This is a genomic window from Janthinobacterium sp. PLB04 (genome assembly GCF_021165895.1).
In the GTDB taxonomy this organism is placed as follows: Bacteria; Pseudomonadota; Gammaproteobacteria; order Burkholderiales; family Burkholderiaceae_D; genus Janthinobacterium; species Janthinobacterium lividum.
Genome location: NZ_CP088968.1, coordinates 2,170,684 through 2,195,123, shown reverse-complemented (window position 1 = coordinate 2,195,123; position 24,440 = coordinate 2,170,684). Strand labels below are relative to the sequence as shown.

The 24,440-nt window shown below is 64.0% G+C and carries 23 protein-coding genes; 11 read left to right on the top strand and 12 right to left on the bottom strand.

Annotated features, from left to right (window positions below):
- Positions 1-5: 5 nt before the first annotated feature.
- The gene (locus LSO07_RS09695) at positions 6-920 is read right to left on the bottom strand and encodes a LysR family transcriptional regulator (protein WP_151093595.1); all 915 of its coding nucleotides are present in this window, start codon (positions 918-920) and stop codon (positions 6-8) included.
- A gap of 226 nt (positions 921-1,146) precedes the next feature.
- Between LSO07_RS09695 and LSO07_RS09690 the strand changes: the two genes are divergently transcribed.
- Positions 1,147-2,163, top strand: coding sequence for a zinc-binding alcohol dehydrogenase family protein (locus LSO07_RS09690; protein ID WP_151093593.1), 1,017 nt, complete (start codon positions 1,147-1,149; stop codon positions 2,161-2,163).
- On the opposite strand, the gene LSO07_RS09685 is transcribed toward LSO07_RS09690, so the two are convergent.
- Positions 2,164-3,432 (bottom strand): glycerate kinase type-2 family protein, encoded by a 1,269-nt coding sequence (locus tag LSO07_RS09685; RefSeq protein ID WP_151093591.1) that lies wholly within the window; start codon positions 3,430-3,432, stop codon positions 2,164-2,166.
- Positions 3,433-3,521: 89 nt separating this feature from the next.
- Here LSO07_RS09685 and LSO07_RS09680 point away from each other — a divergent pair, with 89 nt between their 5' ends.
- Positions 3,522-3,875, top strand: coding sequence for a YnfA family protein (locus LSO07_RS09680; RefSeq protein ID WP_034786368.1), 354 nt, complete (start codon positions 3,522-3,524; stop codon positions 3,873-3,875).
- Positions 3,876-3,881: 6 nt separating this feature from the next.
- Here the strand turns inward: LSO07_RS09680 and LSO07_RS09675 are convergent, their stop codons facing one another.
- Both LSO07_RS09675 and LSO07_RS09670 read right to left on the bottom strand, forming a co-directional pair.
- The gene (locus tag LSO07_RS09675) at positions 3,882-4,283 is read right to left on the bottom strand and encodes a tellurite resistance TerB family protein (RefSeq protein ID WP_034786369.1); all 402 of its coding nucleotides are present in this window, start codon (positions 4,281-4,283) and stop codon (positions 3,882-3,884) included.
- Positions 4,284-4,349: 66 nt separating this feature from the next.
- Positions 4,350-5,312, bottom strand: a complete 963-nt coding sequence (locus LSO07_RS09670; protein ID WP_151093588.1) for a TerC family protein — start codon at positions 5,310-5,312, stop codon at positions 4,350-4,352.
- 159 nt (positions 5,313-5,471) lie between these two features.
- On the opposite strand from LSO07_RS09670, the gene nhaR reads away from it, so the two are divergent.
- The 3 genes from nhaR to LSO07_RS09655 all read left to right on the top strand — a co-directional run bounded on the left by nhaR (position 5,472) and on the right by LSO07_RS09655 (position 8,262).
- Positions 5,472-6,371, top strand: coding sequence for a transcriptional activator NhaR (gene nhaR, locus LSO07_RS09665; RefSeq protein WP_034786371.1), 900 nt, complete (start codon positions 5,472-5,474; stop codon positions 6,369-6,371).
- A 26-nt stretch (positions 6,372-6,397) separates the two neighbouring features.
- Positions 6,398-6,853, top strand: a complete 456-nt coding sequence (locus tag LSO07_RS09660) for a LysR substrate-binding domain-containing protein (RefSeq protein WP_208672458.1) — start codon at positions 6,398-6,400, stop codon at positions 6,851-6,853.
- 86 nt (positions 6,854-6,939) lie between these two features.
- A complete protein-coding gene (locus LSO07_RS09655; protein WP_151093586.1) occupies positions 6,940-8,262 on the top strand; it encodes a chloride channel protein in 1,323 nt (440 codons plus the stop codon).
- Here the strand turns inward: LSO07_RS09655 and LSO07_RS09650 are convergent.
- The 6 genes from LSO07_RS09650 to LSO07_RS09625 form a co-directional block, all read right to left on the bottom strand.
- On the bottom strand, positions 8,259-9,374 hold the full coding sequence (locus LSO07_RS09650; RefSeq protein ID WP_151093584.1) for a toxin-antitoxin system YwqK family antitoxin: 1,116 nt from the start codon (positions 9,372-9,374) through the stop codon (positions 8,259-8,261). The genes LSO07_RS09655 and LSO07_RS09650 overlap by 4 nt on opposite strands.
- 77 nt (positions 9,375-9,451) lie before the next feature.
- Positions 9,452-9,946 (bottom strand): MarR family winged helix-turn-helix transcriptional regulator, encoded by a 495-nt coding sequence (locus LSO07_RS09645; RefSeq protein WP_034786664.1) that lies wholly within the window; start codon positions 9,944-9,946, stop codon positions 9,452-9,454.
- A 79-nt stretch (positions 9,947-10,025) separates the two neighbouring features.
- Entirely contained in the window at positions 10,026-11,156 is a 1,131-nt protein-coding gene (locus LSO07_RS09640) for a toxin-antitoxin system YwqK family antitoxin (RefSeq protein ID WP_191909611.1), read from the bottom strand.
- 154 nt (positions 11,157-11,310) lie between these two features.
- Positions 11,311-13,146, bottom strand: a complete 1,836-nt coding sequence (gene msbA / locus LSO07_RS09635; protein WP_151093580.1) for a lipid A export permease/ATP-binding protein MsbA — start codon at positions 13,144-13,146, stop codon at positions 11,311-11,313.
- 108 nt (positions 13,147-13,254) lie between these two features.
- Positions 13,255-13,638, bottom strand: a complete 384-nt coding sequence (locus LSO07_RS09630; protein WP_139179371.1) for a hypothetical protein — start codon at positions 13,636-13,638, stop codon at positions 13,255-13,257.
- Positions 13,639-13,682: 44 nt separating this feature from the next.
- Positions 13,683-14,645, bottom strand: a complete 963-nt coding sequence (locus LSO07_RS09625) for a Dyp-type peroxidase (RefSeq protein WP_191909610.1) — start codon at positions 14,643-14,645, stop codon at positions 13,683-13,685.
- Positions 14,646-14,805: 160 nt separating this feature from the next.
- Here LSO07_RS09625 and LSO07_RS09620 point away from each other — a divergent pair, with 160 nt between their 5' ends.
- Positions 14,806-16,227: an aminotransferase-like domain-containing protein gene (locus LSO07_RS09620; RefSeq protein WP_070278540.1), complete on the top strand. Its 1,422-nt coding sequence runs from the start codon at positions 14,806-14,808 to the stop codon at positions 16,225-16,227.
- A gap of 18 nt (positions 16,228-16,245) precedes the next feature.
- On the opposite strand, the gene moaA is transcribed toward LSO07_RS09620, so the two are convergent.
- Positions 16,246-17,328, bottom strand: a complete 1,083-nt coding sequence (moaA, locus tag LSO07_RS09615; RefSeq protein ID WP_151093576.1) for a GTP 3',8-cyclase MoaA — start codon at positions 17,326-17,328, stop codon at positions 16,246-16,248.
- A gap of 102 nt (positions 17,329-17,430) precedes the next feature.
- Entirely contained in the window at positions 17,431-17,706 is a 276-nt protein-coding gene (locus tag LSO07_RS09610) for a helix-turn-helix domain-containing protein (RefSeq protein WP_099388509.1), read from the bottom strand.
- Positions 17,707-17,872: 166 nt separating this feature from the next.
- Here LSO07_RS09610 and LSO07_RS09605 point away from each other — a divergent pair, with 166 nt between their 5' ends.
- Genes LSO07_RS09605 through fdhD form a run of 5 tightly spaced genes read left to right on the top strand, consistent with a single transcriptional unit; the run spans position 17,873 to position 24,404 of the window.
- Positions 17,873-20,185 (top strand): FdhF/YdeP family oxidoreductase, encoded by a 2,313-nt coding sequence (locus LSO07_RS09605; RefSeq protein ID WP_151093574.1) that lies wholly within the window; start codon positions 17,873-17,875, stop codon positions 20,183-20,185.
- A gap of 13 nt (positions 20,186-20,198) precedes the next feature.
- Positions 20,199-21,578, top strand: coding sequence for a cytochrome ubiquinol oxidase subunit I (locus LSO07_RS09600; protein WP_151093572.1), 1,380 nt, complete (start codon positions 20,199-20,201; stop codon positions 21,576-21,578).
- 30 nt (positions 21,579-21,608) lie between these two features.
- Positions 21,609-22,589 (top strand): cytochrome d ubiquinol oxidase subunit II, encoded by a 981-nt coding sequence (locus LSO07_RS09595; protein WP_151093570.1) that lies wholly within the window; start codon positions 21,609-21,611, stop codon positions 22,587-22,589.
- Positions 22,590-22,616: 27 nt separating this feature from the next.
- Positions 22,617-23,537: a bestrophin family protein gene (locus LSO07_RS09590; RefSeq protein ID WP_151093568.1), complete on the top strand. Its 921-nt coding sequence runs from the start codon at positions 22,617-22,619 to the stop codon at positions 23,535-23,537.
- A gap of 15 nt (positions 23,538-23,552) precedes the next feature.
- Complete coding sequence (fdhD, locus tag LSO07_RS09585) at positions 23,553-24,404, top strand: formate dehydrogenase accessory sulfurtransferase FdhD (protein WP_151093566.1); 852 nt, start codon at positions 23,553-23,555, stop codon at positions 24,402-24,404.
- Positions 24,405-24,440: the final 36 nt, after the last annotated feature.

Below are 24,440 nucleotides of genomic sequence, written 5' to 3'. Positions count from 1 at the left end.
CACCGTCAATCATGCTGTCTCAATAGCTCCGCACATTGGTCGCGCAGGAAATCGCGCAGCTGCAGCACCAGCGGCGTCACCTGCGCCCGGTGCGTGCAGACCAGGTGCAAGGGCGTGGCTTCGCCCGCCACGCCGGGCAACAGCGCTTGCAGGCGGCCGGCGGCCAGGTCGCCCGCCACGTCGAGCCGTGATTTGTAGGCGATGCCCAGCCCCGCTACGGCCCAGCGCCGCACCAGGTCGGCGTCGTCGGCGCTGCGGTTGCCGCTCACGGATACCGTCACTTGCTCGCGCTGGGGCAGGCGGTAAAAGGTCCAGCGGTCGTGCAAACCGTCTTCCAGCGCAAAGCGCAGGCAATTACGCTGCGACAAATCTTCCAGCGCCAGCAGGGGGCCATGTTCGCGCAGGTAGGCGGGCGACGCCACCAGCACCCGGTCGTTGGCGGGCGCGATCGGCATGGCGACCATGCTCGAATCGTCTTGCTGGCCATAGCGGATGGCCACGTCGACTTGCTGGCGCACCATGTCGGCCACCCGGTCGCTGACGCTGAGCTGATAGTGCAGTTTCGGATGGCGCGACTGGAATTCGTCCAGCCAGCCCAGCATCAGGTTGCGGCCCAGGTCGGAGGGCATGGCAATTTTCAAGGTTCCGCCGAAACTGTCCTTGCCGGCCAGCAGCGCATCGTGGCCTGCGCGCAGCAGGCGCAAGGCTTCCCGCGCGTGTTCCAGGTATTGCGTGCCTTCCGCCGTCAGGCTCAGCGAACGGGTCGTGCGGGCCAGCAAACGCAAGCCCAGCTCCCCTTCCAGGCGCTTGACGGCGGCGCTGGCCAGCGCGGGCGAAATGCCGATCTCGCGCGCGGCCGCCGACAAACTGCCCCGGTCGGCCGTGCGCACAAATACCTGCAAGTCATCGAGTCGCAGCAATTTTCAGCATTCCTTTGAAAGTGTTTCGGTACGTACCCTCTTTTTCCCTGGCGAGAAAATGGCCATGATACGTCATCAAGCCTGTATGGCGTAGGTCGGATTAGGTCCGAAGGACCGTAATCCGACAACATTGTTGGCGTGGCCGATGGTGGTGTCGGATTACGCGCGGTACAGCCGCGCTAATCCGACCTACCCGACTCCATCACTGTTTTACCAAAGGAAGAATATGAAAGCCATCGCCTACCACCACAGCCTGCCCATCACGGATGCCGACGCCCTGCTCGACATCGAGCTGCCCGTGCCCGTCGCCACGGGGCGCGACCTGCTCGTCGCCGTGCGCGCCATCTCCGTCAATCCCGTCGACACCAAGGTGCGCAAGAACCGCGCCCCGAAAGAGGGCCAGCCGGAAGTGCTGGGCTGGGATGCGGCCGGCGTCGTCACCGCCGTCGGCCCCGACGTGACCCTGTTCCAGGTGGGAGATAAAGTCTGGTACGCGGGCGCCATCAACCGCCCCGGCAGCAACAGCGAATTCCAGCTGGTCGACGAGCGCATCGTCGGCCACATGCCCGCCAGCCTGGACTTTGCCCCGGCCGCCGCCCTGCCGCTGACGGCCATTACGGCCTGGGAACTGCTGTTCGACCGCCTGCAGCTCAGCCGCGACAAGAGTTTGACGGGCAAGTCGCTGCTCGTGATCGGCGCAGCCGGCGGCGTCGGCTCCGTGCTGGTGCAGCTGGCGCGGCAATTGACGGGTGTCACCATCATCGGCACGGCTTCGCGCGCGGAAACGGCGGACTGGGTGAAGGAATTGGGCGCGCACCACGTGATCGACCACAGCCTGCCGCTGGCGGGAGAAATCACGCGCCTGGGCTTGCCGCCCGTCGATTATGTGATCAGCCTGAACCAGACCGACAAGCATTTCGAGCAGATCGTGGAACTGATCGCGCCGCAGGGCAAGTTCGCCCTGATCGACGACCCCGAGCACATCGACGTGCGCAAGTTCAAGGGCAAGAGCGTGTCGCTGCACTGGGAACTGATGTTTACCCGTTCGCTGTTCCAGACGGCCGACATGGTCAAGCAGCATGATCTACTGGAAGAGCTGGCGCAGCTGGTCGATGCGGGCATCATCAAGACCACCCTGGCCGAGCGCTTCGGCACGATCAATGCGGCGAATTTGAAGCGCGCACATGCCCTGCTGGAAAGCAATACGGCAAAAGGGAAGATTGTGCTGGAAGGTTTCCAGTAATCAGGTAATCAGGATAGCCCTGAAATCATTGACGTTCGTCAATGTCGGGCCCGTGACCACGCTGTCTCCCAGCGCCTGGAAGAAGCCATGGCCATCGTTGTCGTCGAGGCTGTCGCGCGGTTTGATACCCTGGGTCCAGGCCCGTTGCAGGGTGTCGGGCGCCAGAACAGCGCCGGCGATGTCTTCCTGGCCGTCGACGCCATCCGTGTCGCCGGCCAGCGCGTGGATACCCTCGTGCCCATCGAGTGCGATGCCCAGCGCCAGCAGGAATTCCACGTTGCGCCCGCCACGGCCGTTGCCGCGCACGGTGACGGTCGTTTCGCCGCCCGACAGCAGCACGCACGGGGCGGGAAACGGCTGGCCCCGCACGGCCGTTTGCAGTGCGATGCCGGCCATCAGCTTGCCCACGTCGCGCGCCTCGCCCTCCAGGCTGTCGCCCAATATATACGGCGTGACGCCGGCCGCGCGCGCCACGGCGGCTGCCGCTTCGAGCGCCATCTGCGGCGTGGCGATCAGGGTGGTGTGCGTGCGCGCCAGACGGGGATCGTCGGGCTTCACGGATTCGCCGCGCCCGCTTTCCAGCACTTTGCGTATGCTGTCCGGCAAGTCCATGCCATAGCGGCGCACGATGGCCAGCGCGTCCTCGCACGTGGTGGCGTCGCCCACCGTGGGGCCGGACGCGATATCGCCCAGCTTGTCGCCGGGCACGTCGGAAATCGCCAAAGTGATGACTTGCGCCGGATGGCAGGCGGCTGCCAGGCGCCCGCCCTTGATGGCGGACAAATGGCGGCGCACGCAATTCATTTCGCCGATGGTGGCGCCCGACGCCAGCAGCGCGCGGTTCAGCGCCTGCTTGTCTTCCAGGCTGATGCCCTCCAGCGGCAAGGCCAGCAGGGACGAGCCGCCGCCCGAAATCAGACACAGCACCGTGTCGTCGGCCTGCAAGTTGGCAACCAGTTCGAGCATGCGCCGGGCCGCCTCCATGCCGGCCGCATCCGGCACGGGATGCGACGCTTCGACGATCTCGATGCGCTCACACGGCACGGCATAGCCATAGCGCGTGACGACGAGGCCCGACAGCGGCCCCGGCCAGTGCCGTTCCACGGCTTGCGCCATGGCGGCCGACGCCTTGCCGGCGCCAATGACGATCAGGCGGCCCTTGGGCGCGGGCGGCAGATGGGGCGGTATGCAGTGCGATGGCTGGGCCGCTTCGATGGCGGCCTGGAACATGGCTTGCAGCAAGGCGCGTGGCGCTGGGGTGGTCGTCATTTTGTTTCCTCCGGGATCCGGTTCCGATCATAGCAGGGCCGGCAGCCTGGCAGCTACAATGGCTACTCGACGGTAAAAACAGGAATGCAATGAACGATGCAATTGAATGGACTGGACTGGCCCGCACCTTCGGGCTGTTTACCGTCACGGCCGTGGCCGAACTGCTGGGCTGCTACCTGCCCATGCTATGGCTGAGCAACAAGGGCAGCGCCTGGCTGCTGTTACCGGCCGCCGTCAGCCTCTTGATCTTCGTCTGGCTGCTGACCTTGCACCCGGCCGCCAGCGGCAGGGTGTATGCCACGTATGGCGCCATCTATATCGCCACGGCGCTGGGATGGCTGTGGCTGGTGGACGGCGTCACGCCGGCCTGGACGGACATCGCCGGCGTGGGCCTGGCCCTGGCCGGCGCCGCCGTCATTGCCATGGGTCACAAGACGGCTTGATGCGCATCACGCGGCATGCGCGCGGAAGTTCGTTTCCGCCGACCATGCCGCGCTGGCGCGGGCCAGCAAGACGGCTTCGCCATCGGCCAGCCAATCGTCCGCATCGGCGATCTTCCACATGGCTTGCAACAGCTTGCGGCGCAAGTCCGGGTCATCGATTTCATCGAGCAGGCTGTCGATCACGCCATTGGCCAGCTGCACGGCGCCATGCACGGTCGACGTTAGCATGTCGTCGCACAAGTCTTGCAGCAGTTGCTGGAAGGCGGCCGGCGCCAGGTCGATATGCTCGAGGATCTTGCTGCGGTGCATGGCTTGCAGCTCGGCGCTGGCCAGGTTGCCGTCGACCACCATCATCAGGGCCAGGATACGTCCCGCTGCCTGGGGACTGTTTACTTCATACGTACGCATAATCTCTTTTCCATTGTGAGTTTAAAAAGCGCGCCACCGCCGTGCGGGGCGCGCCGTACTGCTGTTTTACTGTTTGTCGCTGCGGGCGATGAACACGCTGGCCACGCAACTCGACACGATCAGGACTGCCACCACCAGCAACGACGCTTCCACCGGCACGTGGTACCACGGCATGATCAGCATCTTTGCACCGATGAACACCAGCACCATCGCCAGGCCATACTTGAGCATGTGGAAGCGGTCAGCCACGTCCACCAGCAGGAAGTACAGGGCCCGCAATCCCATGATGGCGAACAGGTTCGACGTGAAGACGATGAACGGGTCCGTCGTGATGGCGAAGATCGCCGGGATCGAGTCAACCGCGAATACCAGGTCCGTCACCTCGATCAGGATCAGCACCAGGAATAACGGCGTGACATAACGCAAGCCACCCTTGGCCACGAAGAAACGCTCGCCATGGTCGCCGTCGGCCACCCGCAAGTGGCGGCGGGCAAAGCGCAGCACCGGGTTGTTCGCCACGTCCGGTTCCGCATCGGCCGCCACCAGCATGCGCATGCCTGTAATCAACAGGAAGGCGCCGAACAGGTACAGCACCCAGCTGAACTCGCTCACCACCCATGCACCGGCCATGATCATCACGGCGCGCATGACGATCGCGCCCAGCACGCCATAGATCAGCACGCGGCGCTGGTACTGGATCGGCACCTGGAAGGCGCTGAAGATCAGCAGGAAGACGAACACGTTATCGACCGACAGGGCTTTCTCGATCAGGTAGCCGGAGAAAAATTCCAGCGCCTTCTGGTTGGCGATCTCGGGACCGGCCGTGCCGTTCAGATACCACCACAGGCCGCCGTTGAACAGCAGGGCCAGGCTGACCCACACGAGCGACCATGTCGCCGCTTCCTTGACACTGACCTTGTGCGCCTTGTTGCCGCCAAAGACGAACAAGTCCAGCGCCAGCATCACCAGGACAAAGGCGATGAAGCCGGCCCACATGGGGGCCGTTGCAATACTTTCCAGGCCGTTCATCGGCGGCCTCCGCAATGCTCTGTTTGTATCCTGAAGTCCATGGCACTCTCCTTGCATGAATTGAGCAGCCATCATAGTCCGAATATAAACATCGAACAAATCGAATATAATTTAAGAATACATCGAAAAATTCGATGTATTAATCTGCCGGGAAATACCATGTCGACACTCAACTTCAAGCACTTGCGCTATTTCTGGATGGTGGCAAAGACGGGCAGCATCGCCCGCGCGGCCGAGCAGCTGCACCTGACGCCGCAATCGATTTCCGGCCAGCTCAGCGAGTTTGCCGACACCCTGGGCGTGGAACTGTTCCGCCGCAGCGGGCGCCAGCTGGAATTGACGGACACGGGCCGGCGCATCCTCAGCCATGCCGAAAGCATCTTCAGCACGGGCGATGAATTGCTGGAAATCGTGCGCGACCAGTCGCGCACCACGACGACGACCTTCCGCGTGGGCTGCGCCGATTCCGTCTCAAAACTGATCGCCTGCCGCCTCGTCGCGCCGGCGCTGGGACTGGCCGAGCCGCTGCGCATCATTTGCCGCGAAGGCCGGCTGGCCAGCCTGCTGGCGGACCTGGCCGTGCACCGGCTCGACCTGATCATGGCTGACCGTCCCATGCCGGCCCACTTGAGCGTGCGCGGCTTTAACCATTTGCTGGGCGAAAGCGGCATGACCCTGTTCGGCACGCCAGCGCTGGCCGCCACCCTGACGGGGAGCTTCCCGCAATGCCTCGATGGCGCGCCGCTGCTGCTGCCCGGCGAAGACTTCGCCATTTACGGACGCTTGCTGCAGTGGCTGGGCGACAACAACCTGCACCCGCGCATCGTCGGCGAGTTCGACGACAGCGCCATGATGAAAGCCTTCGGCCAGTCCGGCGCCGGCCTGTTCTTTGCGCCCACCGTGATCGCGCCCCAGGTCTGCGAACAGTACGCCGTGGTGGCGCTGGGCCGGGTCGACAGCCTCGTCGAGCAAGTCTACGCGATCACCACGGAACGGCGCCTGAGCCACCCGGCCACCATCGCCATCAGCCAGAGCGCGCGACACGAGCTGTTCGTGTAAGCCAGATTCAATCGCTGACGACGATCTTGCCCGGCTGCCCGCCCCGCTCCAGCAGCGCATGCGCGCGCCGTAAAGTGGCGGCATCCATCGGCGACAGGCGCTGTCCTCTTGATCTGCAACACCATACTTGCCTGCACTACCGCTTCCGCCACAGCGGCAAGGTCGAACAGTGGCGCTTGCGCCAGGACGATGGCCAGGCTGCGCCGGACTTGCCTTTGTCCATGATCTGCAACAACGTGGAAGCACGCCTGCACTTCGCCCGGCAAGGCCTGGGCATCGCCTGGCTGCCCGACTTTCATGTGCGCAGCGCGCTGGCCGACGGCGGCCTGGTCGAGGTGCTGAGGGACTACGCGATCGCCGACCATCCAGCCCACAGTTGCTGGCTGCTGTGGCCGTCCGGGCCGCACCTGGCGCCGAAAGTGCGGGCGCTCGTCGATTTCCTGGCCGAGGCGCAGCTGTTGTCGTCAATTGCCCACAAATAAGGCACAGGAAATACATTTGAACAAATACATCTATATAATGGCAAGTCTCCCCGACGCCCTGCGCGCCCCTTCCTGGACTTGCCGCAATGAAGCACTTGCACGATATTCCCTCTGCCTTCAAGCATGAATTTGCCAACCCGCGCCTGTGGTGGTCGCGCGCCGTCGTCGTCGGCATGGCTGCCATCGCGGGCCTCGTCGTCGTGGGCTTTACGTGGCTGGCGGAAGAAGCGCTGGACTTGTTTCTCTTTTTTAACGGCAAGGCCTGGTGGTTTGCCCTGCTGTGGACACCGGCCTGCGCCGCCCTGCTGGTTTGGCTGACGCGCCGCTACGCGATGGGCGCGGCCGGTTCCGGCATCCCGCAAGTGATGGCCACCCTGGACCCTGCCGTGGCGCCGGAACAGCGCTCCTTGTTTGTCTCGTTGAAACTCAGTGCCGCGAAAATCTGCCTGACGGCCGGCGGCTTGCTGGGGGGATTGTCCCTGGGGCGCGAAGGGCCGTCCGTGCAGATCGCGGCCGGCGTGATGCTGGCCGCGCGCCGCTGGCTGCCCCGTCACTCGCAGGTGAGCGCCCATTCCCTGCTGGTGGCCGGTGGCGCGGCCGGCATCGCGGCCGCCTTCAACACGCCGCTGGCCGGCGTCATGTTTGCCATCGAGGAACTGTCACGCTCGCCGGAACAGCGCAACAGCGGCCTGATCGTGGCCGGCATCGTGCTGGCCGGCATGATGGCCGTGTCGATCCACGGCAACGCCACCCATTTCGGCATCATCCACCCCGGCCCCATCGGCCTGGCGCTGGCCTTGCCGGGCTTGCTCGTGACCCTGGTCGCGGGCGTGGCGGGCGGCCTGTTCGCCCGGCTGCTGCTGGCGTCCGCCCGGGGCAATCCGCTGGGAAAATTGTCTGCGTGGAGAACAGGCCGGCCCGTGCTGTTCGCCGCCGTCTGCGGCGTGCTGGTGGCGGCCATCGGCATCGCCAGCCACGGCGCCACGTTCGGCAGCGGCACTGTGGCCACGCGCGCCATGCTGGAAGGCGCCAGTGACGCCTCCCCTGCCTTTGTTGCCTTCAAGTATGTGGCGACGTGGCTGACCGTCTGGTCGGGCGTGCCGGCCGGCATCTTCGCGCCGTCCCTGGCCATCGGCGCCGGCATTGGCCACGATATCGCCGTGCTGCTGCACTATCCGCACGCGCCGGCCCTGATCGCGCTGGGCATGGTGGGCTTCCTGGCCGCCGCCACGCAGGCGCCGCTGACAGCCTTCATCATTGTCATGGAAATGGTCGACGGCCACGGCATGGTGCTGAGCCTGATGGCCTGCGCCGTCGTCGCCAGCACGGTGTCGCGCGTACTCAGCGAACCGCTGTACGGGGCGCTGGCGCAGCTGCAATTGCAACGGTTGCCAGCGGCAGCAAGCTAGAAACTGCGGCAGGCACGCAGCAAGCGGCCATCCTGCCACTCGCAGATGGTGCGCGTGCCGTCGCCGGCCCAGGCCCGTTCCAGGCCCTGCTTGCGCCCGTGCACGTAGTCCACGGCATGGCGGGGCGAGCCGTCCGCATGCCACTCCCGCCAGACGCCATGCGGCACGTCATCATGGTAGGCAACGAGCCGGGCAAGCTTGCCGTTCGCATGCCATTGCCTGTCCTCGCCCTGCGCGCGGCCCTGCTCATCCTGCTGTCGCTGGCGCAGCGGCGTGCCATCGTCGCGCCAGCTTTGCGTGCTCAGCATGACGCCATCCTCGAACAGGTTTTTCTGGTCCAGCTGGCCATTCGCGAAATACAGCAGCGACCAGCCCTGCGGCTTGCCATGCAGGAAATTGAGGCGCGACATTTCACTGCCGTCCGGCCACCAGGCCTGGTGCAGGCCGTTGCGCTGGCCGTCCAGATACGGTCCCCGCTCGGCCAGCCTGCCATCCGGATGAAACGCCGTCACTTCACCGGTCAGCACGCCATCGACGAAATGCGCGCGGTTGCTGACCTGGCCATGCTCGTCAAAGCTCAGGAATTCGCCATCGGCGGGCTGGCCCGCGTGATACAGCAATGCATGCCTCGGCTGGCCATTCGCATGATAGTGGCTATGCAAGCCTTCGTACTCGCCTGCGCGGTAAGCCTTGCGGCTTTTCACCGTACCGTCCGCATAGTACGCGACGGTCACGCCATCGAAGTCTCCTTCCCCATTGCGCTCTTCCAGCAAGCCCAGCTGGCCATCGGCGAAATACACGCTGCGCTGGTAGACGTAACCGGGCGACGCCAGATCCGGGCTGCGCAGCCAGGCATCCATGTGCAGCCTGCCTGGCGGCTGCGCGAAATGCAGCTGCCAATGCCAGGCCTGGCGGGCCGCATCGTGGTGCAACGGTGCGCGCTGCTCGTACATGGCCGCAGCGGGCGCAGCGGGCTGGTAATCCGCGTCGAAATAGAGGGAGGCCGGCGATTGCCCGGAAGGCAAGGCCGGGATGGCCAACTCGTTGGCCATGCAAATGGTGGAAGAACCGGCCAGGACGGTGGCCAGCAAAACGGATGTGAATATCTTCAATGCGTGCTTTCATCAACAGTGCGACAGCGCCGATGATAATGGCAAGCGCGGCGGTCCAGCCGCACGCTTGCCAGGGATTACATGGTGAACGGAAACGGTTGCATGCCCGCCTGCCTGTCATCGGGAGCGACGACGGCCAGCAAGGCGCTCAAGCCCTGGTTCAGGTGCGCCAGGCTGTCGGCATCGAGCTGGCTCAGCGCGCTGGGCAGCAAGCCGCGCGCCGGCTGCGGCGCGCCAGCGATCACGGCCTGCCCTTCCGCCGTCAGGGTCAAGGTCACCACGCGCTGGTCGGGCTGGTCGCGCGCCTTGCGCACATAGGCTTTTTTGACCAGCGCCTCAACCAGGTTGCTGGCCGTCGTCTGGTGGATCGACATCTTGCTGGCCAGCTCGCCCATGCGCAAGCCCGGCCGCTCCAGCAATTCCTGCATCACCCACAATTGCGCGCCCGATACGCCGCATTGCTTCTCGATCTGCGCCGAGTGGCGCTGCGCCGCGCGCATCACGACGCGCATGTTTTGCAAGGCCATGCCTTGCGCCCTGGCCATCGCCGATACTTCCGCTTCCACCACCATTGCCTCCAGTTATCCCGCCGGCTTCACGCCTGCTGGCGGGCCGGAATCCCTGCATGATACCTGCAAAGGCGGACGACTCCTAGCGCATGGAAACTGGCTCTCCGGCTTGCCACGCCTGTTCCAGCACCAGCTTGCCGGCCTTGTCCCATTGGCGCTCGATGCCGTGCTTCTTGCCGTGTTCGTACGGCACGATCTGGCGCAGGCTGCCATCGTCGTACCACGTCTGCAGCAAGCCATGGCGCTGGCCTTCGACAAACGGGGTCACGCTGGCGCGCGCGCCGTTGGCATGCCAATCCGTCGTGTCGCCGTGGTCGCGCCCCTGCGCGTCTTTCTGCCAGGCAAACACGGGCCGGCCATTCGGGGCCCACGTTTGCAAGCTGAGCACGGCGCCTTTCTGGTACAGCGTCTTGTTCGACACGACGCCATTGCCATGGCTTTCAAACGACCAGCCGTCGGGTTGGCCGTGCACCCAGACGGTCCGGGCCAGCACCTTGCCATCCTGCGCGTACATGACGAACTCGCCCTCGCGCTGGCCATCGACGTACCGCCCCTTCCGGAACAGCTTGCCATCGGCATAAAACGATTCCTCCACACCATCCATCTGGCCATGGCGTCGATACGAGCGGTTGCTGACGGCCCCGTTCGCGCCATACGACACTTGCTCGCCATCGGCCATCTCGTCGCCGTGATACAGCGTGCGGCTCATCAGCTGGCCATTCTGGTGATACGTTTCCGATATGCTGTCGCGCCCGTTCGGCAAGGCGGTCACCCGCTGCTGGACCTGCCCACTCTCGAAGTACACGGAGCCGCCGAGCAGCTCCTCGCCCTGGGCATTGAAATAGGTTTCACGCAGCAGCTGGCCATTCTCGTGGTAGTACTTGCGAAACTTCACGAATTTGACCTGACTCAAGTCCAGGTCCGTGGCATAGGTTTCAAAGGCCAGCACGCCCGGCGTATCGGGAAATTCGAGCCGTACATGCCAGGCGCCCAGCGCCTCGTCGCGCACGGGCGGCGTGCGCAGCGCATACACGGCGCGACGCTCGTTGCTGGGCATGAAATTTTCATCCAGATACATGGTCCTGTCCTCTTCTTGCGCGTGATGGGAAGCCGTTGCCGGCGACGGCGTATCTTCCTGTGCCGCCAGCGGCAAGGCCGTACTCATACCCAGCGCGGCGGCCAGCAGCCAGCGCATTGTCTGTTGATTCTTCATGTTGCTCCATTGTTCATGTTGCTTTGCGGCTGCCATCATAAAGGCAAGCGCCGGTCGCCACAGGCACGATTGCCGCCCCATGAAAAAAGGCCGGGACGGACCTGCTGGTCCGGCTCCGGCCTGGCGCATGGGCAGGCGCAGGATGGGCCAGGCGTCAGCCCAGGGCATCCTTGACGGGCGACAACTGGCTCGCATGCAGGCGCGCATACGCGCCGCCCTGCTGCAGCAAGTCCGCATGGCTGCCCGATTCCACCAGGCGCCCGCCCTGCATGACGACGATGCGGTCGGCGCTTTCGATGGTCGACAGCCTGTGGGCGATGACGATGGTGGTGCGGTTGCGCATCAGCACTTCCAGCGCGGCCTGCACGGAGCGCTCCGACTCCGTGTCCAGCGCGCTGGTCGCTTCGTCGAGCAGCAAAATCGGCGCATCCTTGTACAGGGCGCGGGCGATGGCCAGGCGCTGGCGTTGTCCGCCCGACAGGCGCGAACCGTTCTGCCCCGCCTGCGTGTCGTAGCCTTGCGGCAGTTGCATGATGAAGTCGTGGGCGTAGGCAGCGCGCGCCGATGCTTCGATCCTGTCCTGGTCCGGGGCCGGATCGCCGTAGGCGATATTCGCCGCCATCGTATCATTGAACAGGATCACATCCTGGCTGACGAGGGCGAACTGGCGCCGCAGGGCCAGCAAGGCGTAGTCGCGCACGTCGACGCCGTCGAGCAGGATCTGGCCGCCGCTGACGTCATAGAAGCGCGGCAGCAAGCCCAGCAAGGTTGTCTTGCCGCCGCCGGAACCGCCCACCAGGGCCACCGTCTCACCGGCGCGGATGTCGAGCGTGATATCGCTCAAGGCCGTGGGTGCATCGGGATCGTCGCTGTTGTAGCGGAAATGGACGTTCTGCAAGGACAAATTGCCCTGCACCGTGACCGGCGCGATGGTGCCCGGGTCCGGTTCCAGCGGCATGTCGATCAAGCCGAAGACGGACTCGGCTGCCGCCAGGCCCCGCTGCAGCGGTTCATTGATCTTCGTCAAGTTCTTGATCGGCGACTGCATGGCCATCAGCGCGCCCATGAACGCGACGAAGGCGCCCGGCGTGATGGCGCCGCTCTGCGCGCGCAGCATGGCGAAATAGATCACGGACGACAGGGTAATGCCGACAAGCATCATGATGAAACCGGAATTCATGGCCGAAGTAGCCGCGTGCTTGACGGCCAGCTGGCGGTTGCGCTTGACCACGTCGACGAAGCGCGCCTGTTCATAATCTTGCCCTCCAAAGATTTTCACGACGCGCTGGCCGGCTATGCTTTCGTCCAGCACGGACGTCAGCTCGCCCACGGCTTGCTGCGAACTCTTGCTCAGGTGGCGCATGCGGCGTCCCGCCAGGGTCACGACGATGGCCACGATGGGCATCGACGCCATGCAGAACAGGGCCAGTTTCACGTCGATGCTGAACAGCAGGATCAGGTAGCCGACGGTGGCGACGGAGTCGCGCACCATCACGTTGAGCACGTTCAAGCCCGCCTGCGACACCTGGCTGGCGTCGAAGGCCACGCGCGACTGCGTCAGGCTGGTGGTGGTGGTATCGAAAAAGCGGCTGGGCAGCCGCATGATGGTGGCGAACATCTTTTCGCGCAGGTCGGCCTGCACCCGGCTCGATAGCCAGACGGAACCATAATCGCCGGCAAAGCTCGACACCATGCGCAGCACGGCCAGGCCCAGGATAGTGGCGGGAATCACCCACAGGTCCACCTGCCCCGCCTGTGCAGGCAAGAAACGGTCGACCCAGCCCTGCAACATGCCCATCACGCCGGACACGGGCGCGACCTGCGTGCTGGCCGTCGCGCGCATGGCATCGACGACGTTTTGCAACTGGCGGATTAACAACACATCGGTGGCGGACGCCACGCCCACGGCCAGCAAGGTGGCGGCAACGATGGCGCCATAGCGGCGAAACTGGCCGGCCAGGCGGAAAAACAGGAGGCGACTTTGCTGCATGCAGGTGAGAAAAGTGAGGGTAAAGCGTGATTCTAACCGCTGCAACACTTACTTATGAGAAAGTCGCACCTTGCCGGTGCAGAACCGGCAAGGGAAATGCACGGGCAATCAGCTCTTCGCCACTTTCCACGCGGCCGCGCCGGCCTTGCAGACCTTCAGCTTGAGGGTCTGTTCCTGGCCCTTGGCGTTCAAGGCAACCTGCACCTTACGGCATGTTTGCGCATCCGTCTTTTCCGTGTCGCTGGCCGTGATCTCGGCCGCGATGCGCACGGAATTGCGCAAGCCTTCATTGCTCCATTGCACGGTTTCGCCATCCTTCTTGTCATTGAGCACGTCGGTGACGGCCTTCACGAAGACGGGCTTGTCGTTCTTGTTCAGGTAAGCCATGGGCGTATCGGCCAGGAAACCCAGGCCGACGGCGGAAGCGGAAGCGCTGAAGACGACGCTGCCGAAGATCAGGGCGGACAGCAATGTGGCGGGACGAATACGCATGGAAAACTCCTTTAAAGTAAAAATAGGGACCGCCGGGACGGCCCTCAGCCGGGATCCGCCGGCGAAATACCCACGGCCAGCAAGGCATCGATGCTGGGCACAAAATAGATCGCCGACGACAGCGCCGTGGAAAAATCCAGCAGCCGGTCCGTCTTGGTGACGCCATCATAGCCTACGCCGTACATTTGCCGCAGCATGCCCATGGTCACCGTGATGTCCTTGCAGAAACCGACAAACATGACGCCCGCCTCGCTGGCATTGGCGTAATTGGCATTGCGGCGCACGATATCGACTTCCTCGCCATCGCGGATGAACTGGTTGCGGCCCACGTGGGAATCGACGGGCAGCGGCGACAGTTCATGGCTGCCGGCCTTGGTGCGGCCCCACACCTGCTCCGCCGCGTGCACGGGCAAGGCGCGCAGGCGTTCCACATCCATGCGCCATTTTTGCAGCAGCACGGTGGAGCCGCCCGCGCCCACTTCACCGTCCGGAATGATGGCCACGCCCTTGGCGCGAAACGGATTCGGGTTGGCGACGCCGTCGGCAAAGCCGTCGAACGTCACGTTATTGTGATACGGAAAACACACCTGCTCGCTGGCCAGCTCGGCGAAAGGACTCAGCAAGGTGAGCGTCGTGCGCATGCTGTCGTACAGGGTGGCCGCGTTCGACTGCGTGATCCAGACCCAGAAATCGTGCTGGGTGGCCGGCGCCATCTTGCCGTTGGCGCCCACCAGGTCTTGGCCGAACGACGCCATATTGTCCGGCACGCAACCCGGGCAAGCGGCGCGCCACAGCTCGGGCTTGAATCCCAGTACCACGTTGGCCGTGCCGCCCGTCAACTGATGGTGGCGATTCAGGGTGGGATCCAGGATGCCCGTGACCTCGGACTCCCACAGCTTGCCCAGCACCTTGAACAGCTGCTCCGGTTCAACGCCGGCCTTCACATTGAACTGCAAATGCACTTCGTCGCGCGCGACGACGGACAGCATGCTTTGTGGAATTGCCATGACCGATATTCCTTTTTTCATTTTCTATGTGGATGGTAAACCAGAAGTGCCGGATGGCAGTTTCATTTTGGCAACATGCGATAACTGTAACTATAGGTAGTCATGAATTGGACGATAATGCAATGACGTAGAGCAAGAATCAAAGAATGGATACCATTGCATGAAATTGTATGAAAAGCTCGTCAGCGACATCGAGCAACTGGTGGCCAAGGGCGTGCTCTTGCCCGGCGAACGCATTCCCTCCGTGCGCCAGACCAGCCAGCAGCACAAGCTGAGCATCACCACGGTGCTGCGCGCCTACGTCAAGCTGGAAAGCATGGGCGTGATCGAAAGCCGGCCCCAGTCCGGCTACTTCGTGCGCCCGCGCGCCAGCGACACGGCCGCGCCCGCCATGTGCATGCAGGCGTCGCATCCCAGCCCCGTGCCGGCGGAAGTGCACGTCAGCCGCCTGGTGCTGTCGACCCTGCGCTCGATCGGCTTGCACGACGCCATCCCGCTGGGCTCGCCCTACCCCGACCCTTCGCTGTTTCCCTGGGAGCGCATCAACCAGTATGCGGGCGCCGTGGCGCGCCGCAACCGCGCGTGGAACGTGACGGACGACCTGCCGCCGGGTAATCCGCAGCTGATCCGCGAAATCGCCCGCCGCTACATGGAGAACGGCCTGGCCGTCGATCCCGACGAAATCATCGTCACCGTGGGCGCCACGGAAGCGATCAACCTGTGCCTGCAAGCCGTGGCCAAGCCGGGCGACACCATCGCCGTCGAGTCGCCCACCTTCTATGCCATGCTGATGGCCGTCGAACGACTGGGCATGAAGGTGGTGGAAGTATCCACCGATCCGTACGACGGCATCAGCATCGAGGCGCTGGCCGACATCATGGCCCGCCAGCCCATCGCCGCCGTCATGGTGATGCCGAACTTCCAGAATCCGCTGGGCTTCCAGATGTCCGACCAGCGCAAGCGGGCCCTGTACCAGCTGCTGGAGCAGCACGACGTGCCCGCCATCGAAAACGGCGTCTACAACGAACTGTATTACGGCGATGCCCATCCGTCCTCGCTCAAATCGTACGACCGCAAGGGCCTGGTGCTGCACTGCTCCTCGTTTTCCAAGAGCCTCAGTTCGGCGCAGCGCGTGGGCTGGGCCCTGGCCGGACGCTACCGGGGCAAGGTGGAAGAGCTCAAATTCCTCAATACCCTGGCCACGTCCTCGTTTCCCCAGCTGGCCATCGCCGAATACCTGCAAAACGACGGCTACGAACAGCATCTACGCCGCACCCGCAAGGCGTATGCCCAGCAAGCGCGCATCATGGCGGCCGCCGTGCTGCGCTTCTTTCCTGCCGGCACGAAAATCTCGCACCCGCAGGGCGGCTACGTGCTGTGGGTGGAGCTGCCCGGCAATATAGATTCCATGCAGTTGTACCGGCGCGCGCTGGAATGCAAGATCACGGTGGGTCCGGGCCGCATGTTTTCCGTCAGCCAGGCCTACAAGCATTGCATCCGCCTCAACTACAGTTATCCTTGGAGCGTGGGCGTCGAGCAAGCCATTATTCTGCTCGGTAAGCTCATCACCGAATTCCTGTAGGCATTTCACGCAGTCCCGTCACCCTCCCACCAGCGACATGCGCACGGTGGGATACTGCTTGCGCCCGCCAACCTGGGCCAACGCGCCGCGCACTTCCGAGTAGCGGTCGCCACGTCGCTGCCAGTGCTGGCGCAGCAGGGCTTCCAGTCCTTTCACCGAGTCAAGCCGGGGCCGCAGGTCGAGGCCGTCGTGGGCAAACAGGCAGGTAAACAGTTTGCCGTCCGACGACACGCGCACGCGGCTGCAGTCGCCGCAGAACGGCTGCGACACGCTGGAAATGAAACCCACTTCGCCGCCGCCATCAAGGTAGCGGTAGCGGCTGGCCGTTTCGTGCAAGACAGGCTTGCCTTCGCCCAGCGACACGAGGGGAAATGCGGCGGCGATCAGCGCGCGCGCCGCCTCGGACGTGACGACGTGCGTGCGCGACCAGGCGCCGATGCCGCCCACGTCCATGAATTCGATCAGGCGCAGGATCACGCCCGTGTGGCGGAAATGGCGCGCCAGCGGCACGATCTGGCTATCGTTGACGCCTTTCTGCACGACCATGTTGACCTTCACGGGAGTCAAGCCCACGGCTTGCGCTACCTCGATACCGTGCAGCACTTTCTCGACAGGAAAATCGACGCCATTCATGCGCTGGAAAATACCATTGTCAAGACTGTCGAGGCTGACGGTGACCCGCTCCAGGCCCGCATCCTTCAGCGAACGCGCCTTGGCCGCCAGCAAGCTGCCATTCGTCGTCAGCGCGATGCTCACGGCGCGCCCGTCCGGCGTGGTGAGGCTCGCCAGCATTTCGATCAGCCGTTCCAGGTTCTTGCGCAGCAGCGGCTCGCCGCCCGTGATGCGGATTTTATCGACGCCGAGGCGCACGAAGGCGCGCGCCATGGTTTCGATCTGCGCGAAGGACAGGCGCTCGCTGGAGGGAAGAAACGGGTAATCGCTGGGGTACAGTTCGGCCGGCATGCAATAGGTGCAGCGGAAATTGCACTGGTCGATGACGGAAATGCGCAAGTCCGTCAGGGGGCGGCCCAGCATATCCACGCATGGCTCACTATAGTCTGGCTGCCGGAGCGCTGGCTGCGGATACAGGATGGTGTTCATTGTGCTTCCCCTTGATGTGCATTCGTCTGTGTCCAGCATAGGACGAATGGAAGCAGGCAAAGAGGTACAGTCCGGCGCCAGCCGATAGAGTACAGACGCGATCTATTCCGCTGGCGGTGCAGTAAAGACGCTGGCGCACAGTTCCGCGCCCGCCGCGCTGAGTAGCGCGCTGCCGCCGCCGCTCTCCGCCGTGGCGACCACCACCAGTCCCGCGCTGGACAGCGCATTGAGCTGGCGCAGCAAAGTGCTCATCTGTACTCCCGCCCGCTTGGCCAGCTTGGCCAGCGACCATGGTCTCACCGGCGCCTCCTGGCGCGCTTGCCACAGCAGCGCCAGCAGCGCGATCAGCGCCGCATCGATTCCTTCTTCCTTTTGCATATTTTTTCTCCTTGTCCACATCATAGATCACGGCCGGCGCCGGCGCGACCGGCATCGTCGTCTTGCCATCTGTACTCTGTTTTTTTGTCCGGAACTGTGCGCCTACGGGGCAGGCCGCCGCCCCTACCATGTGATTGTCCCATCGCACATCACCAGGAGAGTCATCATGAGCAAGCCAAAGTCCGACGCGCGCATCGCGCCCTACACCCATGCCGCGGCCGGTTGGGGTGCCCTCAAGTATGTGGCCATCAATCTGTTCAAGGAAAAAGTCAGCGCAGGCAATTACCGCTCCCTGTTCGAGCAAAACCAGCCCGACGGTTTCGACTGTCCCGGCTGCGCCTGGCCCGACCGCGAACACGCGTCGACGTTCGAATTCTGCGAAAACGGCGTCAAGGCCGTGGCCGCCGAATCGACGAGCAAGCGCGTGCGCCCCGAGTTTTTCCAGGAACACACTGTCACCGAACTGATGGAGCAGTCGGACTATGATCTGGAGCAACATGGCCGCTTGACGGACCCCATGGTGTACGACGCCGCAAGCGACAAATACCAGGCCATTTCCTGGGACGACGCCTTCGCCCTCGTGGCGCACCACCTGCATGCGCTGGACGACCCGAACCAGGCCGCCTTCTATACGTCGGGCCGCGCCAGCAACGAAGCGGCTTTCCTGTACCAACTGTTCGTGCGCGCCTACGGCACCAATAACTTCCCCGATTGCTCCAACCTGTGCCACGAAGCCACCAGCCGCGGCTTGCCGGAAACCGTGGGCATCGGCAAGGGCACGGTGCTGCTGGACGACTTCGAGCATGCGGACACCCTGCTGCTGTTCGGCCAGAATCCGGCTACCAACCACCCGCGCATGCTGGGCGAATTGCGCGAAGCGTCGCGCCGCGGCGCCACCATCGTTTCCATCAACCCATTGCACGAACGGGGCCTGGAACGCTTCACCAGCCCGCAGCATCCGCTGGAAATGCTGACGGGCGGCAGCACGAACATCTGTTCGCTGTTCATCTGCCCGACATTGGGCGGCGACTTCGCACTGATCAAGGCCATGGCCAAGCGCGTCGTCGAACTCGATGACGAGGCCAGCGCCCACGGCCAGGAGCGCGTGCTCGACTGCGATTTCATCGCCGAACACACGACGGGCTTCGACGCCTTCGCGGCCGACCTGCGCGCGGAAAGCTGGGACTTGCTGCTGGCCGAATCGGGCGTGGCGCGCGACAAGATCGAAGAGCTCACGCAAATCTATGTGAAGGGCAAGGCCGTCATCTCTACCTGGGGCATGGGCGTGACGCAGCACAAGAATTCGCTGGCCACCGTGCAAATCCTGTCGAACTTGATGATGATGCGCGGCAATATCGGCAAGCGCGGCGCGGGACTGTGCCCCGTGCGCGGCCACTCGAACGTGCAGGGCGACCGCACCATGGGCATCGAGGAACAGCCGACCAAAGAATTCCTCGACCGCCTGGGCCTGGTCTTCAACTTCGAGCCGCCGCGCCACCACGGCTACGATGCCGTCGGCACCATAGCAGCGATGCTGGAGAAAAAGGTCAAAGTGTTTGTCGCGCTCGGCGGCAATTTCTCGATGGCCACGCCGGACACGCCGCGCACGTGGGACGCGCTGCGTTCGTGCGACCTGACCGTGCACATCGCCACCAAGCTCAACCGCAGCCACCTCGTGCACGGCAAGGATGCGCTGATCCTGCCCACCCTGGGACGCACGGAAATCGACGTGCAGGCGGGCGTGGCGCAAGGCGTGACGGTGGAGGATTCCATGAGCATGGTGCACATCTCGTTCGGCATGAACCAGCCCGCCTCACCCAATCTGCGTTCGGAAATCGCCATCGTGGCCGGCATGGCGCAGGCGACCCTGGGCAGCGAAAAGATCGACTGGCTGCGCTATGCCGGCAACTATGCGCTGTTGCGCGATTCCATCGAGCAAGTGTTCGACGACTTTTTCGACTACAACTTGCGCGTGGCCAAGCCCGGCGGTTTCCATCTGGAAATTGCCTCGCGCGAACGCGTGTGGAAGACGCAAAGCGGCAAGGCGCAATTCCTCGTCAATGCCATCGAACTCGATACGCCGATCCACCGTGCGCGCCAGCAATATGGCGAGCGCCTGATGGTGCTGATGACCACGCGTTCGCACGACCAGTACAACACGACGATCTACGCCATGGACGACCGCTACCGTGGCGTGTTCGGCCAGCGCCGGGTCGTCTTCATCAACAAGGACGACCTGGCCATGCTGGGCTTTGCGGCCGGCGACTGGGTCGACCTGATCGGCGTGTGGGATGACGGCATAGCCCGCCGCGCCGACCGTTTCCTGCTGGTCGAGTACGACATCCCGCGCGGCTGCATCGGCGCCTACTACCCGGAAACCAATCCGCTGGTGCCGCTCGACAGCGTGGGCGAAGGCTCGCGCACACCGACCTTCAAATCCATTCCCGTGCTGCTGTCGCCTTCGGCCGCAGTCAGCTGAACAGGAGAACGCCATGTTCGGTTTCGATACCCTGGACCTGTCGCGCGCGCAATTTGCGATGACGGCCATCTTCCACATCCTGTGGCCCATATTGACGATCAGCCTGTCGCTGTTCCTGTTTGTTGTCGAGGCGCTGTGGCTGCGCACCAGCGACCCCGTCTACTACCGTCACGCGCGCTTCTGGAGCAAGCTGCTGGTGCTGAACTTTGCCGTCGGCGTCGTCAGCGGGATTCCCCTGGAATTCCAGTTCGGCACCAACTGGGCGCCGTTTTCGCACCATTCCGGCCAGTTCATCGGCAACATCCTCGGCTTCGAGGGCGCCATGGCCTTCATGCTGGAAGCGGGCTTCATCGGCATCATGATGTTCGGCTGGGGCCGCGTACCGAAGGGCGTGCACCTGTTTGCCACCGGCATGGTGGCGCTCGGGTCGAGCATTTCCTCGTTCTGGATCATGGTCGCCAATTCCTGGATGCAGACGCCGGCCGGCGTGCGCGTGGTCGACGGCAAGATCATCGTCACCGATTACGTGGCTGCCATCTTCAATCCCGACATGGCCTGGGCCGTGGGCCACATGTGGGTGGCCGCCGTGGAAACGGGCTTGTTCGTCATCGCCGGCATTTCCGCCTGGTATATGTTCAAGCGCCGCGAACCGGCCTTCTTCGCCCGCTCGTTCAAGCTGGCGCTGATGTTGCTGCTGGTCATCGCACCCTTGCAGGTCTGGCTCGGCGATTCGAGCGGCGTCGACGTCTTCAAGACCCAGCCAGCCAAGGGCGCGGCCATCGAAGGCCACTGGCACACGAATCCTGATGGCGAGGGTGCGGCCTGGTCCCTGCTGGCCTGGCCTAACCAGGCGGAGCAAAAGAATGACTGGTCCATCGAAGTGCCCGGCATGCTCAGCGTGATTGCCACGCATAGCGCCACGGGCAAGATCACGGGCCTGGCCGACATCGCCCGCGAAGACCAGCCGCCCATGCTGCCGTTGCTGTACTACGCCTTCCGCACCATGGCCGGCATCGGCATGTGGTTCGTGCTGCTGTCGTTCTGGACCTTCATGGCCTGGCGCAAGGTAGGCGGGCGCGTGGAAGAGTTCGTGCGCAAGCGCACACTGCTGCTGGCCTGGGTGCTGACGATACCGCTGCCGTATATCGCCGTCGAGTGCGGCTGGATCGTGCGCGAAGTGGGACGCCAGCCGTGGGTCGTGTATGGCCTGCTGCGTACGCGCGACGCCGTCTCCGACGTGGCGGCCCACGCCGTGGCCGGCAGCATGCTGATGTTCTTCCTGTTTTACATCGTGCTGTTCGTCACCTTCTTTGTGTTTGCCAAGAAATGGCTGCAGCAAGGCCCGGACGTGGCGCTGCCGCTGCCGGACGCCGCCCATGCCGCGGGGTATTGAAATGCGCCGCTATCTGACGAGGAGTGTGTAATGGATATGAATTCGCATGCCATGCTGGGCAATGCCTGGTTCGGCCTGATCGGCCTGATGCTGATCTTTTACGTGGTCACGGACGGCTTCGACCTGGGCGTGGGCATCCTCAGCCTGTTCACCCGCCGCGAGCAGGAACGCAACCTGATCTTTCAATCGATCGCCCATGTGTGGGACGCCAACGAAACCTGGCTGGTGGTGGTGGGCGGCGCCCTGTTCGGCGCCTTTCCCAGCGCCTATGCCACCTTGCTGGAGCAGTTGTACATTCCCATCATGCTGCTGATCGCCAGCCTGATCATGCGCGGCGCCTCGATCGAGTTCCGCCATGCGGCCGGCAACAAGCGCCTGTGGGACGTGGTCTTCGGCGTGGGCAGCCTGCTGGCCGCCGTGGCGCAAGGCGTGGTGCTGGGCGAGGTCATCACGGGCTTGCAGCCGGGCTGGCTGAGCGGTATTTTCACGGCCTGCACGGCGCTGGGCGTGGTGGCCGGTTATTGCCTCCTGGGTAGCACTTACCTGATCAAGAAGACGGGCGGCCAGCTGGAAGCGGCGGCGCGCCGCTATGCCACGGCCAGCGTGCTGGCGACTGTCGCGGCCGCCATCGTGCTGTCTGCCGGCACCATGGTCTTCAGCGCCATCGGCCACGACCGCTGGGCGCAGCCGGGCGTGTTCGGCGTGCTGCTGGCCCTGGCCGCCATCGCCGCCAGCGCCTTCATCTACATCCTGTGGGCCGTGCATGTGAACGGCGTGCGCGGCCCCTTCCGCGGCGCCATCGTGCTGTTCCTGGCCTCGTTCGCGGGCCTGGCCATCAGCTTCTTCCCCGACCTCGTGCCGGGCAAGCTGAGCATCGCGGCGGCCGCATCCGATGAACCGACCTTGATCTTCATGCTGATCGGCATGGGTTCCATGCTGCCGATCATGATCGGCTACAACCTGTTCCAATACTACGTCTTCGAGGGCAAAGTCGTGCCTCGGAAACATTAACCGGCATCACGGCATGCGCATTCCATCATGATTATCCGCCCCACCACCAACTGGTTTCGCATGCTGTTCGTCTGGGATGGCTCGGTGCTGCAAGCCATCATCCCGCAATTGCTGCTGATGCTGGTCGTCAGTTCGCTGGCCCTGCTGACGGATGGCCGCATCTTCGGCATCAAGATTCCGCTCGATACGGCGCCGTTTCCCATGGTCGGCATCAGTCTGGCGATCTTTCTCGGCTTTCGCAATAACGCCAGCTATGCGCGCTTTGTCGAGGCGCGGCATATCTGGGGGCAATTGCTGATCGCCGCGCGGGCCCTGGCTTCGCAAGCGATCACGTATCTGCCACGGGAAACGAGCGGCCTGGACCATGAGTTGCTGATGAACCGGCTGATCGCCTTCGTCTACGCGCTCAAGCACCAGTTGCGCCAGACGGACCCGCAGGAAGACATGGCGCGCTACCTGCCGGCCGAAGAAGTGCAGCGCTTGCAGGGACTGAACTTCAGGCCCGTCGCCGTGCTGCACACGGTGCGGGCGATGCTGCACGACGCCGTGCAGCGCCAGCCGGGCCAGGCGCAGCTGCTGTGGATGCTCGACACCCAGCTCAACGACCTGGCCGCCACCGTGGCCGGTTGCGAGCGCATCAAGAACACGCCGATTCCATATCCGTACGGCGTGCTGGTGCACCGCACCGTCTACATGTACTGTTTTTTACTGCCGCTGGGCCTGGTGGACGCCATCGGCGTGGCCACGCCCCTCATTTCCGTCTTTGTCGCCTACACCCTGTTTGCGCTGGAAGCCATCGCGCAGCAGATCGCCGAACCGTTCGGCCTGGCGCCCAACTGCCTGGCCCTGAACGCCACGACGCGGGAAACGGAACGCTCGCTGCTGGAATTGCATGGCGCCCCGCTGCCACCGTCGATACGGCCCTGCCCGCGCTATCAGATCGATTAACCGGAGGAAAAAATCATGGAATGCGATATCGGCATCAGCACCATCGAACGCGACGGTTACCTGGACGTCCCCATGGTACGCCACCAGGGGAGCGTGGCCACGGCGGGCCGCGACATGGTGGCCGAGGAGTATCCGGTGGCCCTCGTCTACAACGGCATCGCCCACGCGGTGATGATGGCCACGCCGCGCGACCTGGAGGAATTCGCCGTCGGCTTCACCTTGACCGAAGGCATCGTCGGCAGCGTGCGCGACATCTACGACCTCGATGTGTGTTGCGGCGAGGATAGCGCAGAAGTGCGGCTGACCATCGCGCAGCCGGATTTGGTCAAGCTCAAGGCCCGCCGCCGCGCGCTGACCGGGCGCACCGGTTGCGGCGTGTGTGGCATCGAAAGCCTGGCCCTGTTGGACCTGGTGCCGGAAAAGATCACGCGTCCCCTGCCGCCGCTGGTGGCCAGCAGCGCCATCCTCGGCCGCGCCGCGCGCGAACTGCTGCCGTACCAGGAGCTGATGCACAAGACGGGCGGCGTGCACGCGGCCGCCTGGTGCACGGCCGAAGGTGCCATCGTGAAAGTGTTCGAGGATGTGGGCCGGCATAACGGCCTGGACAAGTTGATCGGCTACCTGGCCCTGCACCGCATCGCCATGCACGACGGCTTCGTCTTCCTCTCCAGCCGCGCCAGCTATGAACTGGTGCGCAAGTCGGCGCGCATGCATATCGGGCTCGTCGCCACCATCTCGGCACCCACCTCGCTGGCCATCCGCATCGCGCGCCAGGCCGGCATGCAGCTGGCCAGCTTTTGCCGCCGCGACGGCTTTGTCGACTACACGGCCGACGACGGGGAAGATGGCGGCCAGCATGCACCTTAGCATGTACCTTTAACGGCAGATGCTACATTCTTTGCT

What these genes read in the sequence shown, in the direction of transcription:
- LSO07_RS09610 (WP_099388509.1), bottom strand. Translation starts at nt 17,706, where the DNA reads ATGCAAAAGGAAGAAGGAATCGATGCGGCGCTGATCGCGCTGCTGGCG.
- LSO07_RS09595 (WP_151093570.1), top strand. Translation starts at nt 21,609, where the DNA reads ATGGATATGAATTCGCATGCCATGCTGGGCAATGCCTGGTTCGGCCTG.
- LSO07_RS09680 (WP_034786368.1), top strand. Translation starts at nt 3,522, where the DNA reads ATGAACGATGCAATTGAATGGACTGGACTGGCCCGCACCTTCGGGCTG.
- fdhD (WP_151093566.1), top strand. Translation starts at nt 23,553, where the DNA reads ATGGAATGCGATATCGGCATCAGCACCATCGAACGCGACGGTTACCTG.
- msbA (WP_151093580.1), bottom strand. Translation starts at nt 13,146, where the DNA reads ATGCAGCAAAGTCGCCTCCTGTTTTTCCGCCTGGCCGGCCAGTTTCGC.
- nhaR (WP_034786371.1), top strand. Translation starts at nt 5,472, where the DNA reads ATGTCGACACTCAACTTCAAGCACTTGCGCTATTTCTGGATGGTGGCA.
- LSO07_RS09655 (WP_151093586.1), top strand. Translation starts at nt 6,940, where the DNA reads ATGAAGCACTTGCACGATATTCCCTCTGCCTTCAAGCATGAATTTGCC.
- LSO07_RS09670 (WP_151093588.1), bottom strand. Translation starts at nt 5,312, where the DNA reads ATGAACGGCCTGGAAAGTATTGCAACGGCCCCCATGTGGGCCGGCTTC.
- LSO07_RS09600 (WP_151093572.1), top strand. Translation starts at nt 20,199, where the DNA reads ATGTTCGGTTTCGATACCCTGGACCTGTCGCGCGCGCAATTTGCGATG.
- LSO07_RS09675 (WP_034786369.1), bottom strand. Translation starts at nt 4,283, where the DNA reads ATGCGTACGTATGAAGTAAACAGTCCCCAGGCAGCGGGACGTATCCTG.
- LSO07_RS09620 (WP_070278540.1), top strand. Translation starts at nt 14,806, where the DNA reads ATGAAATTGTATGAAAAGCTCGTCAGCGACATCGAGCAACTGGTGGCC.
- LSO07_RS09690 (WP_151093593.1), top strand. Translation starts at nt 1,147, where the DNA reads ATGAAAGCCATCGCCTACCACCACAGCCTGCCCATCACGGATGCCGAC.
- LSO07_RS09685 (WP_151093591.1), bottom strand. Translation starts at nt 3,432, where the DNA reads ATGACGACCACCCCAGCGCCACGCGCCTTGCTGCAAGCCATGTTCCAG.
- moaA (WP_151093576.1), bottom strand. Translation starts at nt 17,328, where the DNA reads ATGAACACCATCCTGTATCCGCAGCCAGCGCTCCGGCAGCCAGACTAT.
- LSO07_RS09640 (WP_191909611.1), bottom strand. Translation starts at nt 11,156, where the DNA reads ATGAAGAATCAACAGACAATGCGCTGGCTGCTGGCCGCCGCGCTGGGT.
- LSO07_RS09605 (WP_151093574.1), top strand. Translation starts at nt 17,873, where the DNA reads ATGAGCAAGCCAAAGTCCGACGCGCGCATCGCGCCCTACACCCATGCC.
- LSO07_RS09645 (WP_034786664.1), bottom strand. Translation starts at nt 9,946, where the DNA reads ATGGTGGTGGAAGCGGAAGTATCGGCGATGGCCAGGGCGCAAGGCATG.
- LSO07_RS09630 (WP_139179371.1), bottom strand. Translation starts at nt 13,638, where the DNA reads ATGCGTATTCGTCCCGCCACATTGCTGTCCGCCCTGATCTTCGGCAGC.
- LSO07_RS09625 (WP_191909610.1), bottom strand. Translation starts at nt 14,645, where the DNA reads ATGGCAATTCCACAAAGCATGCTGTCCGTCGTCGCGCGCGACGAAGTG.
- LSO07_RS09590 (WP_151093568.1), top strand. Translation starts at nt 22,617, where the DNA reads ATGATTATCCGCCCCACCACCAACTGGTTTCGCATGCTGTTCGTCTGG.